We start from the raw sequence: 14,929 nt of genomic DNA, 5'->3' as shown, positions 1-14,929 counted from the left end.
TCCAGGGAATACACGCCCCTTAAGATTGCTTGTTGGTTTTTCACTGGAAAGGGGCGTGTTTTTTGGGCTTTGGCTATAGAAGGTCGATTGCCTGCTTTGCAAGCGCAGTGGCTTTGCTGTAATTCGCCAACGTGGCTTTGTCCCATTCCTGTTCTATTTCCGCCTGGCGGGCTTCGACTTTGTCTGAAGCTTTTTTGCGCTTCTTGGTAAAAATGCCAGAAAATTCAGGGTTGGATGCCTGCTCTGCAGTGATCGGAACGACACCGACAAGACGCTTAGCCTGTGCCACGAGGGTAAGGGCATCTGCATTATTGGCTTCGGTCGCTTTGGTTTCTGCTTCTTGGATGGCTTTAGTGGCTTCGCGTAGTTCGTCCAGTCTGTAAGTGATCATGACGTCAAACAGACTGTTTACGACGTTATAACGGGACTTGGAAACGTCAAGGTTGAAATCGACACTCCCCAATTTCTGGCCGGTAAATGGGTTGGGAAACCCTTCAGGCGTGTTGGCGTAAGCAGCAGGATTAACCGGAAGGCGCTGAATTTTTTTGTCCAGTAAAAGTGCTTGCCCTTCCTCTGACAACAAGAAGTCGATAAATGCCCCGGCAGCTTCACTGTTAGGTGCACTTTTCACCATACCGACGTTGGCAGGGACAAGGGCGGTGACGGTGGGATAATGAAAGTCGACGGGGAATCCGCTGGCTTTTGAGGACAAGCCAAAGAAATCAATCACGATACCGATACCGAATGAACCGCTGTTGACGCCATCAGGCACACCAAAGCTGCGTTCGGTGACGGTCTTAAAGTTTCCGGAGATAGCTTTGAGGGTTTCCCATCCTTGTTGCCAGCCTTCTCCTTGCAGAATAGCCTCAACGGTAAGGTGGGTGGTGCCTGAGCGAGAAGGGGCAGACATGCCAACATGCTTATGATAAACCGGCTTGGCCAGATCATGCCATTCCTTCGGTGTGGGCAGCTTTTTGGCTTTCATGTAACGTTCATTCCACATCATGCCATACCCGGAAAGTGCAAAGCCTTTGTAGAAACCATCGGGATCATTAATCGGGAAGGTGCCGACTTTGTCAGGGATACCGGTAATGGAAGACGAGTATGCGGCAAGAAGATTGTTATCTTTCAGCACTTCAAACGCATCGGGCGCTGAAGCCCAGAAAATATCAGACTTATTGTTGCTTGATGTCTCTTGTAAGTACTTGATCCCTGCGGTTGTCTTTTTTGACAGTATCTCAACGTTTACCCCAGGATATTTTTTTTCGAAGGCTTTCTTGTAGACATCAGTAACGTCATTAGGAAATGAAGTGACAATCACGAGGCCCTTATCGGACATCGCCAGTGCGGGATTGCTGCCAAGCGCAAGTATGAGTGAAGCAGCCAGAGCGGCTTTTACATACTTACCCGTCGATCCTTGATAGTTGCTTGCTGTCATAGAACACTCCACTTGATTGGATAGGGCGGAGGAATTTCTGCCCATCTTATTTATGTATTTCAAGTGTTGTGCCAATGTTGCTGTGTTGTTAATTTAATGATTTTAAAAATATTTAAATTTTTTCATAAAGGTGGGATGTGTCATTTGAAGCCATTCGCGCGCACGAAGTAGGTCAATATTGACCTACTCTTCACTGCCTTTGTACTCAACAAGGTAGCTTTCTTTTTTTAGGCCAAATTTCTTCATTCTCAGATACAGGTTCTTACGCGGTATATCGAGATAGCCTGCGGCGTTGGCAATATGTCCATCAAACAACGTGAGTGTGTGATGGAGGACTGAAAATTCATATTGGGCCAGCTGGTGCGCGAGGGAATGGCAGGATTCCGTATTATTGGTGAAGATAAGATCAGAGATACCAAGAACAATACGATCTGCCTCATTCATCAATTCACGCACATTTCCGGGCCAATCGTGTGACATCAATTGTTGGAAATGGAGTGAGGAAAGTGTCGGCGCTTTCTGGCCCAGCCGTTTCTCTGCATTGTAAAGAAAGTAACCCAGCAACTGGGGAATGTCAGATTTTCGTTCCCGCAATGGTGGAATATCTAATGAGGCGACATTAAGCCGGTAGTATAAATCCTGCCGGAAAGTGCCTTCCTGGGATAGGGCAAGCAAATCCCCTTTTGCTGCCGACAAAACTTTCAGGTCAACGTGTACTGTGTCATTGCTTCCAACCCGCTCAAGCTCACCTTCCTGTATGACACGCAAAAGGCGGATTTGTGCGGTGAGGGGCATGCTTTCTATTTCGTCGAGGAACAAGGTCCCACCGGACGCAAATTCAATTTTCCCTATCCGCTTTTTATTGGCACCGGTAAAGCTGCCGGCTTCATGGCCAAACAATTCTGATTCAATCAGGTTTTCTGGCATGGCGCCGCAGTTAATGGCAACAAATGGACGATCTTTCCTGCTCGATTGAGCGTGCAGGGTTCTGGCGATCTTCTCTTTCCCTGTACCGGTTTCACCATTGATAACGATATTGACGTCGGCATTTGCCAGGGTGAGTAAACGCTGCTTCAATTTTTGCATGATGTCCGACTGACCGATCAGGAGTTCGTCAATCGTGATATCACGCAGTGTATTTTGCCTCAGGCGCCTATTTTCGATAGTCAGTGCCCGGTGCTGGCTGGCTTTCTCTGCCAGACCAATAAGACGTTCTGGACGGAGCGGCTTTTCAACAAAGTCAAAAGCACCGAGTTTGATGGCTTCAAGCGCGGTTTCTATGTCTGCATGGCCGGAAATCAAGATAACAGGCAGCGCAGGATCGAGTTGTTGGAGGTGCTTGAGGAATGCGATCCCGTCCATATTCGGCATGCGGATATCAGAAATCACCGTAGTATCACTGTTGTATTGCAAGCTGGCGAGCGCCATGTCAGCGGCGGCGAAATCGGTTACCAGAAAGCCTTCCAGCACCAGGATTTCTTTCAGGCTTTGTCTCAGTTCTTTGTCATCTTCAACTAAGACTATGCGGCCTTTAGACATATTACGACCTCCGTTCCCTCGTTGGGTGTGGAAGAAATGGTGATACTTCCCCCAAAGTCCTGAACAATGTTATGGGTGATTGACATGCCAAGCCCAAGTCCATTACCCACCTCTTTCGTTGTATAGAAAGGCTCAAACACGTTTGATTGTGCAACGGTATCCATGCCACAACCGTTGTCCGCAATACAGATAGCAACATTGCCATTGTTTTTCCGGGCTGTGATTTGAATGTGCGGTGTGAAAGCAGTGGTTGTCAGTTTCTGCGAAATGGCGTCGATGCTGTTGCTGAGCAAATTGACAAAGACTTGCTCTAATCGGATGTCATTGGCCTGGACAGACAGGGTTTCACCGGTATCTATCGAGACCCATGCTTCTGGCAGGTTATCCGTAAAGAGATCCATTGCATTTTTTAATACCGTCTTAATCGATGTGGGTTGTGTCAGGTCGTCGGTCTTGCGCGCGAAAGATTTTAGGTGCTGGCAAAGGCGTGCGGCACGCTCCGTAATACGGTTGATGGTATGAAGTTTGTCTTTGGCGAGGGTGAATTTTTCCTGTTGGATGTACTGTCCAGCAAGATAGGTGTTTGAGCTGATAGCGGCCAGCGGCTGACTGAACTCATGCACAATACCTGACGTAAGTTGTCCCAACACTGCCAGTTTAGCCGCCTGTACTAACTCTTCCTGTGTGTCTTGCAGGTGCTTTTCGGTGCGCTTTCGTTGATAGATTTCTTCAGTGAGCTGCCGGTTTTTCATCTCCAGCATCGCAGTGTTTTCTTTTACCTGCCGGGCCTGTTCATTGAATATGTTAGTGGCTTTGGCCAGAGAGCTCACCTCGTCTTTGCCGTGTATGTCAATGAGTGGCTGAAGTTCTCCCTTTGCCAGATGGCGCATACTCCGGAGCACGTTTGATAGCCGGTTTAGCAACTGGCTACGCAGGTAGGCACCCACAAACAGCGTGAGGATCACGATACCAACCAGTGTGAACTTCAATTGGTTACTGCTCTGCTCAATGACGTCAATCAGTGCCTGTGAGGTCTCTGAGCTTTGCTGCTCGGCGAAAGAGACTGCCTGATCGATGATAGACCTGACGCTGCCTATAAGGAGCTGGTTTTCGGTTAGCAGTGTTCGGTTGTTTTCATCCAGTTCCAGTCTTTTCAGGCTTTGTGAAATAGGGTTTTTAGGGCCCAGTGTGAGTGCTTCTACCTGTGTCGCTATTTGTCGCACGGTGACTGTGCTGGGATAAGATGTCAGTGACTCTGCCTGCCGGCGAATGGATAACAGGGTTTCGTCTATCACGCTTTGTGCGGCCAATACATCATTTCTGTCATTGAACAGTGACGCCCGTTGCAGGAAATCCAAGACCAAGTTCAGATCTGCCTCCAGTTTGAGTAACTGAACCTGAACATCTGATTCTAAGCGCATTTTTGTAAATTCATCTGGAGAGAGCGCTTTTTGTTGCGCCAGCTTATCCAGCAGTTGGTTCAGGTTGTACTGGTTATCTGTTGTCAGTGGCGTGACTTCTTCAACAAAGTCTATCTGCAGCCAGTGGAGTTGTTGTCTCAGCAAACGTTGTTCGTTTTGAAGCTGCAATTTATGTTCTGTGTTGTGGTAAATCCGTTCAATGTTTTCTGACAAGCGGGAAACAAGCAGAGTGAACGCCTGGCTCCGATGACTGATTGCACTGGAATGGGTGAGTTGAGCGAGCCTGGGAAGTGCCTCCGCTAAGTTATGCTGGGCCCGATCCAGTGCTTTCTCACTGCTGGCTAACGCAAGGTTTGTGGCATCAGTGGTAATACTTCCTCCTGTTTGAGCAACTTTGGCCGCAGAGATCAGGATAGGAAGCTGCTCATCTACCAGTGCGCGTGAACTGCTGGCCAGATACTGGAATGAAAATGAATTTGAGAGCAGAAACGCGCCTGAAAGTATGCCGAGCAATAAAAACAACGCAAAAATACGTGTCGCGATACTGTCACGCTTTTTCATTGTGTTGGCTCCCCAGAGAAACGTTCTAACGCGGATGTTGCCGCGTGAAGGTGTTGGGAGAGTGTGGCTCTCCAGCCTTCAGTAACTGACTGGAATGTGCTGGTGTAACGGCGCTCTGGGCTCAATATGCTGTTTAAATCCTGATCAGAGGCTTCGCGGGAAGAAATCGGGACAGTCGTTGCCTGCTTGTAGATGGCATCTAATTGGGCCTTCGTTTCCGGGTCTGTTTGATTGGTCTGGATCTGGTGCCATTGTTGCCAAAAGGTTTGTAACTCAGCCAGCCGGTTGGTGATTAGCTGGTCGAATAGGGCATTCACCGCGTGATACCGCATCGCTGAAAGGTAAGGGTCGAATACCGGGCTTGGGTATTGGTTGTTGATCTGCTTTCCCTTTTGTAACGAGATCCGGTTTACATTGGGGAGGGACAATAAAGCTTGCCCCTGCTCTGATAACAGAAATGCGATGAATTGTGGACTGGAGGGGTTGCGTGTTTGGTGGCGTGTCAGTGCAATTTGCGCTGCAATGAGCGGTGTATTGGGTACGGGCTCATACCCGACTGGATGCCCTTCAGCCAATGCGCTTCTGTAAAAAAAATCCACCACCGGACCCAGTGTGAACCGTTGCTTGATGACACCTTCTCTTACGCCGAAACTTCTTGCTGTTACTGTTGCAAGGTTTCCGCCCAATTGGCTTAAGTAAGCCCAACCTTTTTCCCAGCCATACTGCTGGAGAATGATCTCTATCAAGAGGTGGTTGGTGCCCGATCGTGAAGGAGCGCTGATGGCAATTTGTTGATAGAAACTTGGGTGCAGCAGATCTTCCCAGCGTTTGGGAGAGGGCGATCCTAACATCGCGAGCTTGTGACGGTGCCAGAAAAACACAAACTGTGACCAGGCAAATGTCACAGGCTTATCGATCAGTTGTTTGTCCTGCAGGGTCGCCATAGCATCTGCAGAAGACATCCAGATTAAGTCCGCTTTGGGCGAACGTTGGTGAGCAATATGTTGGATCACCGCTGGGGTTTTTTTATTGAGAACGTGCAAATTGATGGACGGATATGCTTCTTCAAACGCTGTCTTGATAGGGGTGTAAAAGCTTTCGGGAAACGAAGTCAGTACAACGATAGTCTCATGGGGCTTTGCAATAACAACACTGGATATCAGCCATAAAAAGGCGAGTGAGCGTGGTAACAGCGGCATGAATGACTCCTTTACACCTCAAAAGGCCAACAGACCTTAACGCACCAGTATTATAAAAACACCCAAATTTAACAAAATGTAAACATCGATTTGTGACCTGATAATGTTTGCCAACCGTTGCAACTACCTGCGTAAAAAAGGGAAAAGCAACCTGTTGCAGCACGGATAGATGCCTGATATTGAAGGATAATTAAGCCGCTTATGCGGCTTTTGGGGAAAAGATGGTTAGTTTAGGATGTGTCTGGCCAACTCGATGAGCTTGGGATAGGCAATGGTACTTTGCTGTGCGATGGTGCGTTGTTCGTCGAGCACTTCCTGAAGAATGTCATGTGTGGTCAACGGGTTAGCCAATACCACCCTGAACACGTTGGTGGCTCTGCGTTCAAGGTAATATGGCGTCAGGGTCGTACGGGAGACAAAGGTGTTGCCTGCTTCGCGTTGGCGCTTTTGAATAAAAACAGTGAGATCGTTCAAGTGCTGGTGAAGCGCCTCTTTCTGCACATGGTCTGCTTTCTGGAAGGCAAGACGCACGTTCTCGGGGACATAGCGGTAAGTGAGCAGGCAAAGTTCTGGTTCACTGACCAGTTCAAAATCGTTCTGCTGTGAGATGAGTGATGCAAAGTATTCCGCTTTTTCAACGCTTTGGTCGATCAGCAGTTGATAGCCTTCCCGTCCGATAATGTTAAGGCTGGCATAAAGCAGCATGGCCATGCCACTACGTGAACCTTCCAGAGTGTGACTGCCGAGATCTTTCGAGCCTTTACGCAAGATGTAGTTGGCGTGGTGCTCAATTGCCGAAACCATGGAAGGATCTTTGAAAATCACCATGCCGGCTCCCATCGGCACATACATCTGTTTGTGTGCGTCGATAGTGACGGAGTCAGCACGTTCAATCCCTTTCAATTTATGCCGTTGGTTGGTTGACATCAGGCTGGCGCCCCCCCAGGCGGCGTCGACGTGGAAATGGATCCCTTCACGTTCAGCAATATCAGCCATGGCATCCAGTGGATCAATATTGCCCGTTTCCGTGGTGCCGGCAACACCAACCAATGCGAAGACCTTGGTATTTGCCGATTTAAGTTCGGCAATTTTTTGCTCCAGTAAGTCGATACGGATTTTGTTGTTTGCATCCGTCGGAATGGCTATCAGGGATTGTCGCCCAATGCCCAATATATCCGCGGATTTTTTTAAAGAATAATGGCCGCGTTCAGAAACCAGAATGGCCAGATCGTCATAGCCATAGTACCGCATAGCACGAAACAGGCCTTCTTCTGCAACGCCTTTGAATTCCCCCTGCGCCTTCAGCGTGGTATTACGTGCAACCCAAAGTGCCGTAATATTTGCGATGGTTCCACCTGAACAAAATGCGCCAAGTGAATGCTCAGCACTGTGCATCCAGCTTTGGTAGAAACTCGCTTCACGGTTATAAATCAAATTATGTAGCATGCCTAAAACCTGCCGTTCCAGCGGCGTAAAGGCTTTGGAGGTTTCAATTTTGACCGTGTTTTGGTTCAGGCCAATCATGATTTTGGACAATGGCATCAGGAAATAGGGGAGTGCTGACGTCATGTGGCCGATGAATCGCGGTGAGGAGGTGTGGACAGACTGGGCGACCACTTTTTCCAGCAAAAATTCTGTGTGTTCTGACACAAACGTGGGTTTTTCTGGGATCTGGGCATGGCTGAAATCTTTTTCAATGTCAGTCAAGGAATAGTCCGTCGCAGCAATATGATCCTGCAAAAAACGATTCAGGTTCTGTGAAATCGCTTGCTCGATTCTGCCCAGTGTGGAATAAGGCGCTTCGGGTACGGTAAAAATGCGGTGAAGGCTTTCCAGTGACGCTTCCGCTGTCTTTGTTTCTGTAACCATCCGGGGTTCTTTATTTTCTAATAATGTTTTTTTCTACACGATGTTTATCGAAGATACAACACAGCAACCAATATGGGGGGCGCAAAATCAAACGCAAAAGAAATGATCGTGCACAAGGATGAGAAAAGGTCGCCGAAGGGGGCGACCTTAGAAAGATGGACTATTGCTTATCACAGCTGGTTTCTGTGATCTTAGACATGGCGTCATTATACTGTTTCAACGGCACATCAATTTCTTTCGGATGGCTAAGCAATGATGCTAATGCCGAGCGCAGGTCATAGTTACCTTCGTGGGCCTTGCCCTGACGGAATTCAAAGACTTTCTTCGCGGCATCAGCCAATTCACCGTTCGAGCTGCTCAAGGTTTTAACATCTTCCTGAGTCAGGCTTAGCCAGGATTCTACCGGCGCGTCAAAGTTCAGTTTGGAAGGATCATTTTCCAGGTAGTAATCGAATGCGTCTTGATTAAGCATGAAGTGGTTGCGGCGCCCTTCAAGGAACCAACTGGCTACGCCTTCGAGATCAGGATTTTTTTTGATGGTGAGGTCTACCAGGTTTTCGTACCAAGTAATGGAGGCATTTATATAGCTATGATATTTCTGGCTTACGCACAGTGTGTCCAGTTGCCCGATGTCTTTCGCAAACGACATACCAGGCACTAAAGCGGCAATGAGGAACAGGGCTGAACGACGCATGATTAAAATCCTTTTGTTCGAAGGTTGTTTCACGGGCTTATTTTAGTTTTCTTTAATACTACTGTTATACATGAATCTCAACAAGTGACAGAGATGTTCCATCTGATAACGGCCTACAAGCTGTCAGCAAGCACGGCAGCGCGGATGTACTTCATGGTTTCATTGATATCGGCATTTTCGTTGTTGTAGAACCTTGAAATTACATCAAAAAGAGCAGTTTGTGATGTCCGGCCAATCGCCATGTTATGGGACAGGCTAGCCACTAAATTATCTGTGGCTGCGGCTCTAAGGAAAGCCTGCATCGATGTTTGTGCGCAGGCATCAAAGCCTGTCATATCAATATCGACACGTACAGGGATGGATCCCTTACTGAGATTGAACTCGCGCTGAAACTCTGGCTCAAGAATTAATTTGGCAAGTACCTGTTGGGACGTTGTGCTGTGCGAAGCACCATTTTTAAAAAACACAAAGCTGTCGATGTTGAAAGAGAACTGATTCGCAGTACCGGGTGCCGGAATACAGAGAAAATCTTGCCCAGCCTTCTTTCCGGCGGCCAGAAACTCACCTTTTGCCCAATCGCCCATTATTTGCATCGCGGCTTTGCCTTGAATCACCAAAGAGGTGGTGTCACTCCAACTCCGTCCTGGCGAGTCAGCATCGGTATACTGCCTCATTCGGCGGAAGGTTTCGAGTGATTTGCGCATCTTCTCTCCGGTCAGCAGGCCACTGTCTTTTTCAATAAATGCGCGGTGAAAGTCTTCTGTTCCCATTACAGCCAGGGCAATGGATTCAAACAGCGTCGTTTCTTGCCATGGTTCGTTGCCCAGAGCAAGGGGAATGTACCCGGCAGCTTTTATTTTTTCTGCCACGGTGAAAAATCCATCCAGTGTCGTTGGTGGTTCAACACCTACTTTCCTGAATACCTCTGGGTTTGCCCACAGCCAGTTCACGCGGTGAATATTGAACGGAACAGCAACATATTTACCCTCTACTTTCAGGTAATCAGACACGCGACGCGGCAATAGTTCATTCCAGCGTTGTGTTTTGGCAACATCGTCAAGCGTTGTCAGAAAACCCAGTTTGCCCCATCCCTGAATTTCAGGGCCTTTTATCTGGGCGGCATCTGGCGGGTTGCCCGAAAGGGCACGGATACGTAGTGTGTTGATCGCACTTTGGCCTGCTCGGCCAGCTACTGCAAAGTCCTTCCAGGTATGGCCTTCCTGCATCATTTTATTTTTCAGTGTGTCGACAGAGCGGGCTTCACTGCCACTGGTCCACCAGTGCAGCACTTCGATTTCATTTTTTTCTGCCGCATAGAGGTGTGATGTGCAGGCAGACAGGGAAAAGGTCAGTGCGAATAAAAGGGGTGACAATGCTTTCATTGATTACGTCCTGGGGAATGCAATATCGATTTGAAGGCCACCTTCTGTGCGGTTTGACAGGATGATTTCGCCGCCGTGTGCCCGGATAATATTCTTTGCAATGCCTAACCCCAATCCGGTTCCATGCAAATCGGTATGCAGGCGGAAGTAGGGGTCAAAGACTTTTTTCAGGAAAGCTTCCGGAATACCTGGTCCCTTGTCTATCAACGTAATATCCAGAGATTTTTCATTATCATGGACATAAACAGAGACTTCGTTCCCATATCTCACACCATTGTCAATGAGATTGGTCAGGCAACGTTTGAATGCCAGTGGTTTACAGTAAAACGCGCGCTTTTGTTCGCCTAAAATGTGCACGCGCTCCTGTTGCTGATTATGGACTTCCGCAATGCTGCTGAGGATTTGCAGGACATCGAGTTGGCTCACGTTTTCATGAATATCCGTGTCTTTAACGGTTTGCAGCGCACCTTTAACCATGATTTCCAGTTCATCGAGGTCCTTATTGATTTTCATTGCCTGTACTTCGTCATCAATCAGCTCTGCGCGAAGGCGAAGACGGGTGATAGGCGTTTTTAAATCGTGCGAGATTGAGCTGAAAAGCTTTTCGCGATCATGCATATAGCGTTGCAGTCGTTTTTGCATCAGATTAAAGGCGCGGGTCACTGTCGTAATTTCACTTGCCCCTTCTTCGATCAACTCTGGTTGTTTAATGTCGGTACTCAGGCGGTTTGCAGCCAGGGCGAGACGTTTGAGTGGACGGGTCTGGTTCTGGATCAGGGTAAAGGTAAACACCAGCAAAAGAGTCGTAATGGCCACCAGGAAGACGATTTGGTCGGCGTTGATTAAATCGTTTTCGAGTGTGATGTAGGGCGCCGGTAAGATCGCAGCAATATACACCCACTGGCCTTCTGTTAGTTCAATTTGAACGACCAGAATAGGCGGGTTGAGCGGTTCAAGGCTTAGGGTATGGTGTGCCCATGACTTGGGTAAATCTGACAACAGCAAGCTGTTGTTCAGTACCTTAAGGGTTTCAGGGCGTGAGAAGTCGGCCGTTATTTTGTTCACGTTTGGAAGCTCTTTGCGAAGTACATTTTCAATGGTGCTGATTGCTTCGTTTTTTGAACGTGTTTCCGGAATGGGCTCAATGTGGATCTCTTCGGTATTGAAGGACACAAAAAAACGGGCTCCCCCCATGTTTCTTAATTGGTCGAGTGCGATATGACGGTACTCGACGGGCAGCGATTGGAAAAACGTGGTGGTGGAAGCAAACATTTGCGCCATGCTTTCCGACGTTGCTTTCAGGCCTTCTACTTCCCGTTGTTTTGACTGTGCATACCAGAAGAAGCTGGCGATACTTTGCGCGAGGATGACTGACAGGACAGTTAACAACAGGGTGCGCGATAGCAGAGAACGTGGCCAGAAATAAGCCTTGATATTAAGATTCATAAGTGATGTCTGCGACGAACATGTAACCGTTGCCCCGTACGGTTTTAATAATGGTCGATTGGCGGCCGTTGTCTTTCAGTCTCTGGCGAAGGCGGCTTACTTGCACATCGATGCCACGCTCCTGTGGTTGCGCATCACGTCCACGGGTAGCGTTGGAGATTGCATTGCGATCGAGCAGGGTATTCGGGCTTTCAATAAACAGCATCAGCAGCGCGAAATCAGAAGATGTCATTTCGACTTCTTGGCCTGTTACCAGATGGTTTAGTCGTTGGGCGACCGGATCCAAACGCCATTGCGCAAAACGGATTGCCTTCGGTTTAGACAGGGTAGTTTCCTGTAGCTGCTGGGTGCGGCGGAGCAGTGCGCGGATGCGGGCAACCAGTTGTCTGGGGCTGAAAGGTTTGGCGATGTAATCGTCTGCCCCCAGTTCCAGGCCAATAATCTGGTCGGTCTCATCAGAAACGGCAGTGAGCATGATAATAGGCACACTGGAATCCTGACGCACATACTTACAAAGGGTGAATCCGTCATCACCGGGAAGCATAATATCCAGAAGGATCAGATCGGGATATTGCACGGCCAGTTTTGCTTTCATCTCCTGCCCATTTTGGGCGGTTGTGACGTTATAGCCAGCTTTAGACAAGTACTCTTGAAGCAGTTCGCGGATTTCTAAATCGTCATCCACCACCAGGATCCGCTTCTGATTGATCATGAATGGTTTTCCCCATTTTTTAGACAAATATCCCGTTATTATCTTAGAGAAAAGGGTGCGTTTCTATAGAACGATGCGCAATTTGAGTGCACAGAGCCCAACAAATAGCGAATTTGAACAAAAAAGAACCCCAGATATACCGGGGTTCGAAAAGCGTGTTAAGGGGGATGGATTACTTGTCCGAGGCCATTGCCCGTCGGATGCAGTACGCTGCGCCACCCCAGGTGATACCGAAACCAATCAGCATCATAATGATCGCTCCTGTTGTCATGCGCTTGCCTCCTGTGAGTCTTCTTCTACAGTTTCTTTCGCTGGGCGAGAAACCACATTAACAATAATCCCGACGACAACCAGTGCCACTGTCAGGCCCCAACCTAGGACCAGTAAGTCACTTTGGGTATAACCGCCGTACCCTTCGTTGACAGTGTTCAACAGGTTAGTCCCTACGATCCATGCCAGCATCAGTGGGCTGATGAAACGGACACAGACTTCCAGCCATGCACCAACGGAAAACTCAGAGACGTTGTTAACGTGATCACGGATATCAGACACTTTAATCAACCAACCCAGAATGACCAGCTCAATCAGACAGCTCGCCAGCAGGGCGACGTTATTTATGAAATAGTCCACCAGATCCAGCAGCAGCAGACCGCCATTGGTTGCAAATGCCATGGATACCACAAAACCAATACCACAAACGGTAGAGGCTGCGACCTTACGGCTTATGTTCAGCTTGTCGATGATGGCAGACGTCACGGCTTCAATGATCGAGATGTGTGAACTCAGACCAGCAACAACCAACGCTAAAAATAACAGCGGACCAAGGAGGTAGGGCACAGGTAGCAGGTTAATCGCCTGTGGTAATGTGATAAATGCTAAGCCAACACCACCGCTGACCACGTCAGTCAGCGCTTTACCTTGTTCCTGTGCCATGTAACCCAGGATAGAAAAGATAAGGACACCGGCCAGAATTGAGAAACCACAATTAATCAACACGGTCATAAAGGCATTGTTTGTAACATCAGATTTTTTTGGCAAATAGCTCGAATACGCCAGCATGATGGCAAAGCCAACAGACAGGGTGAAGAAGATTTGGCCGTAAGCGGCTGACCAGACTTTTGTGTCAGTCAGTTTGCTAAAATCAGGTGTAAACAGATAGTTGAGGCCCTCAACGGCACCTGGCAGGGAGGATACGCGTGCGATCAGCAGAATAATCATGATAAACAGCACGGGCATCAGGACTTTATTCGCACGCTCGATACCGCCTTTGATACCAGTAAACACGGCAGCAAATGTGATCGCCCAGGCGATGGCCATCGGGATGGCAATGTGAAGCTGCCAGTTACCCAGATTACTTGGGGAGTTTTCACCCAGTTTCAGGTATTCGCTGAAGAAAAACGCATTGGTGTCTGTGCCCCAGCTTTGGTCGAATGCAAAGCCTACATAGGACATCGCCCAGCCAATGACTGCAACGTAATAAACGCCGATCACTGCTGCAATGCCTACCTGAAACCAGCCCAGCCATTCAAATTTGGTGTTCAGCTTTGAAAACACCACAGGGGCAGAACCACGAAGTTTATGGCCAAGGCCAAATTCCATGATCATAAATGGGATACCTGCGGTCAGCATGGCGAAAAGGTAAGGAACAAAAAAAGCGCCACCGCCGTTTTCATACGCCATATAGGGGAAACGCCAAATGTTCCCCAAGCCGATAGCGGAGCCCACTGCCGCGAGGATAAAACCTGCGCGAGAGCCCCAGACTTCTCTAGTCATAACTTCTCCTTGTTGTTGATAACGCCCGTCCTTGTAGTGTTTGCAGGTGACTGTGTGTCGCCCTGTTATGTGTTATCCGTGTTTAGTGGACAGATGGAATAGCTGTCGTTACTGCCTTTTAACGCGAGGTTGCGGGTGTTGGTTCAACCATGTTGTGTTTGGAATGTTTTCCCATCACGTTTAGCAAAATAATCTTCTGCCAGTGAGGTTAAAGGCAGGTTAAGCATTGGTTGCTGGTAAATCAATAGTGTGAATCTCTTATGTTTGCACTGTATTTATTGTAAACGTCCCGTATGAATAAGCATGGATGGTGCGTTTTAGGATATAGGCAGTATATTTCCAGTGATTTGAGCTATTAATGTGAATTCTATTAGCAGAAAGTTGCGATATTTCTGGGGATTAGTTTGAACGGAAAATAAACAAAATTGTGTGTTGGGTCGAATTTGATGAAAAGAGAACAAAAGTTCAACATTGATTTGAGGTGAGTGGGGATATTCTGACTAGATAATAAAAAGTAATGACTTTCTTATAAATATAACTAATTAAAAAATAGCACTAAATTACAACTGATTTTGAAACCTTATAATGAATGCCAGTTAATGTGTTGTTATGAGATTGAGGGGTGAAAATGAAGTTTATGCGTCTCACTGATGGACAGTCTGGCTGCGGTAAAGGCATTTTTTATGCGAGGTGAGTGATTTATTGGAAATGTTTCAATGTGTTATCTCTCTGTGAGTGTTTAACAGCTTAAGATTCTGTCACTCATCGTAATAGAGGGGCTTTGCTTTGCGTCACAAAATGAAACAATTGCGTCAGGAAATAGAGGATCGGAGGTTTGAAAATGCATAATCATCACTTGCAGTGATATATTCACTACATTATGAGTATGTGGCTA

The 14,929-nt window shown here is 47.7% G+C and carries 11 protein-coding genes; all 11 read right to left on the bottom strand.

The genetic code is table 11. The features are described from left to right. Positions 1-73 precede the first annotated feature (73 nt). The 11 genes from VHA_RS14840 to VHA_RS14795 all read right to left on the bottom strand — a co-directional run bounded on the left by VHA_RS14840 (position 74) and on the right by VHA_RS14795 (position 14,034). Positions 74-1,438: an ABC transporter substrate-binding protein gene (locus VHA_RS14840; protein ID WP_005505714.1), complete on the bottom strand. Its 1,365-nt coding sequence runs from the start codon at positions 1,436-1,438 to the stop codon at positions 74-76. A 183-nt stretch (positions 1,439-1,621) separates the two neighbouring features. Further along, complete coding sequence (locus tag VHA_RS14835) at positions 1,622-2,977, bottom strand: sigma-54-dependent transcriptional regulator (RefSeq protein ID WP_005505712.1); 1,356 nt, start codon at positions 2,975-2,977, stop codon at positions 1,622-1,624. Further along, positions 2,959-4,959: an ATP-binding protein gene (locus VHA_RS14830; RefSeq protein ID WP_005505711.1), complete on the bottom strand. Its 2,001-nt coding sequence runs from the start codon at positions 4,957-4,959 to the stop codon at positions 2,959-2,961. The genes VHA_RS14835 and VHA_RS14830 overlap by 19 nt, the downstream gene beginning before the upstream one ends. Continuing rightward, positions 4,956-6,158 (bottom strand): ABC transporter substrate-binding protein, encoded by a 1,203-nt coding sequence (locus tag VHA_RS14825; RefSeq protein WP_005505709.1) that lies wholly within the window; start codon positions 6,156-6,158, stop codon positions 4,956-4,958. Before VHA_RS14825 ends, VHA_RS14830 begins: the two co-directional genes overlap by 4 nt. Before the next feature lie 225 nt (positions 6,159-6,383). Next, the gene (panP, locus tag VHA_RS14820; protein WP_005505707.1) at positions 6,384-8,027 is read right to left on the bottom strand and encodes a pyridoxal-dependent aspartate 1-decarboxylase PanP; all 1,644 of its coding nucleotides are present in this window, start codon (positions 8,025-8,027) and stop codon (positions 6,384-6,386) included. A 160-nt stretch (positions 8,028-8,187) separates the two neighbouring features. Further along, entirely contained in the window at positions 8,188-8,721 is a 534-nt protein-coding gene (locus VHA_RS14815) for a hypothetical protein (RefSeq protein ID WP_005505705.1), read from the bottom strand. A 113-nt stretch (positions 8,722-8,834) separates the two neighbouring features. Beyond that, positions 8,835-10,103, bottom strand: a complete 1,269-nt coding sequence (locus VHA_RS14810) for an ABC transporter substrate-binding protein (protein WP_005505703.1) — start codon at positions 10,101-10,103, stop codon at positions 8,835-8,837. A gap of 3 nt (positions 10,104-10,106) precedes the next feature. Further along, on the bottom strand, positions 10,107-11,549 hold the full coding sequence (locus tag VHA_RS14805) for an ATP-binding protein (RefSeq protein ID WP_005505700.1): 1,443 nt from the start codon (positions 11,547-11,549) through the stop codon (positions 10,107-10,109). Continuing rightward, positions 11,539-12,261 carry a response regulator gene (locus VHA_RS14800; protein ID WP_005505692.1) on the bottom strand — a complete coding sequence of 241 codons (723 nt, stop codon included), beginning with the start codon at positions 12,259-12,261 and terminating at the stop codon, positions 11,539-11,541. Before VHA_RS14800 ends, VHA_RS14805 begins: the two co-directional genes overlap by 11 nt. Before the next feature lie 172 nt (positions 12,262-12,433). Then, on the bottom strand, positions 12,434-12,532 hold the full coding sequence (locus VHA_RS18925; RefSeq protein WP_104439933.1) for a MetS family NSS transporter small subunit: 99 nt from the start codon (positions 12,530-12,532) through the stop codon (positions 12,434-12,436). After that, a complete protein-coding gene (locus tag VHA_RS14795) occupies positions 12,529-14,034 on the bottom strand; it encodes a sodium-dependent transporter (protein ID WP_005505690.1) in 1,506 nt (501 codons plus the stop codon). Before VHA_RS14795 ends, VHA_RS18925 begins: the two co-directional genes overlap by 4 nt. Positions 14,035-14,929: the final 895 nt, after the last annotated feature.

This window comes from Grimontia hollisae CIP 101886, assembly GCF_000176515.1.
GTDB classification, from domain to species: Bacteria; Pseudomonadota; Gammaproteobacteria; order Enterobacterales; family Vibrionaceae; genus Enterovibrio; species Enterovibrio hollisae.
This window is presented reverse-complemented; position numbering and strand designations above follow the sequence as displayed.

Bases quoted from the DNA above. Each gene is read 5' to 3' on its own strand.
- VHA_RS14805 (WP_005505700.1), bottom strand. From the start codon at position 11,549: ATGAATCTTAATATCAAGGCTTATTTCTGGCCACGTTCTCTGCTATCG.
- VHA_RS14800 (WP_005505692.1), bottom strand. From the start codon at position 12,261: ATGATCAATCAGAAGCGGATCCTGGTGGTGGATGACGATTTAGAAATC.
- VHA_RS18925 (WP_104439933.1), bottom strand. From the start codon at position 12,532: ATGACAACAGGAGCGATCATTATGATGCTGATTGGTTTCGGTATCACC.
- VHA_RS14795 (WP_005505690.1), bottom strand. From the start codon at position 14,034: ATGACTAGAGAAGTCTGGGGCTCTCGCGCAGGTTTTATCCTCGCGGCA.
- VHA_RS14825 (WP_005505709.1), bottom strand. From the start codon at position 6,158: ATGCCGCTGTTACCACGCTCACTCGCCTTTTTATGGCTGATATCCAGT.
- VHA_RS14830 (WP_005505711.1), bottom strand. From the start codon at position 4,959: ATGAAAAAGCGTGACAGTATCGCGACACGTATTTTTGCGTTGTTTTTA.
- VHA_RS14835 (WP_005505712.1), bottom strand. From the start codon at position 2,977: ATGTCTAAAGGCCGCATAGTCTTAGTTGAAGATGACAAAGAACTGAGA.
- panP (WP_005505707.1), bottom strand. From the start codon at position 8,027: ATGGTTACAGAAACAAAGACAGCGGAAGCGTCACTGGAAAGCCTTCAC.
- VHA_RS14810 (WP_005505703.1), bottom strand. From the start codon at position 10,103: ATGAAAGCATTGTCACCCCTTTTATTCGCACTGACCTTTTCCCTGTCT.
- VHA_RS14840 (WP_005505714.1), bottom strand. From the start codon at position 1,438: ATGACAGCAAGCAACTATCAAGGATCGACGGGTAAGTATGTAAAAGCC.
- VHA_RS14815 (WP_005505705.1), bottom strand. From the start codon at position 8,721: ATGCGTCGTTCAGCCCTGTTCCTCATTGCCGCTTTAGTGCCTGGTATG.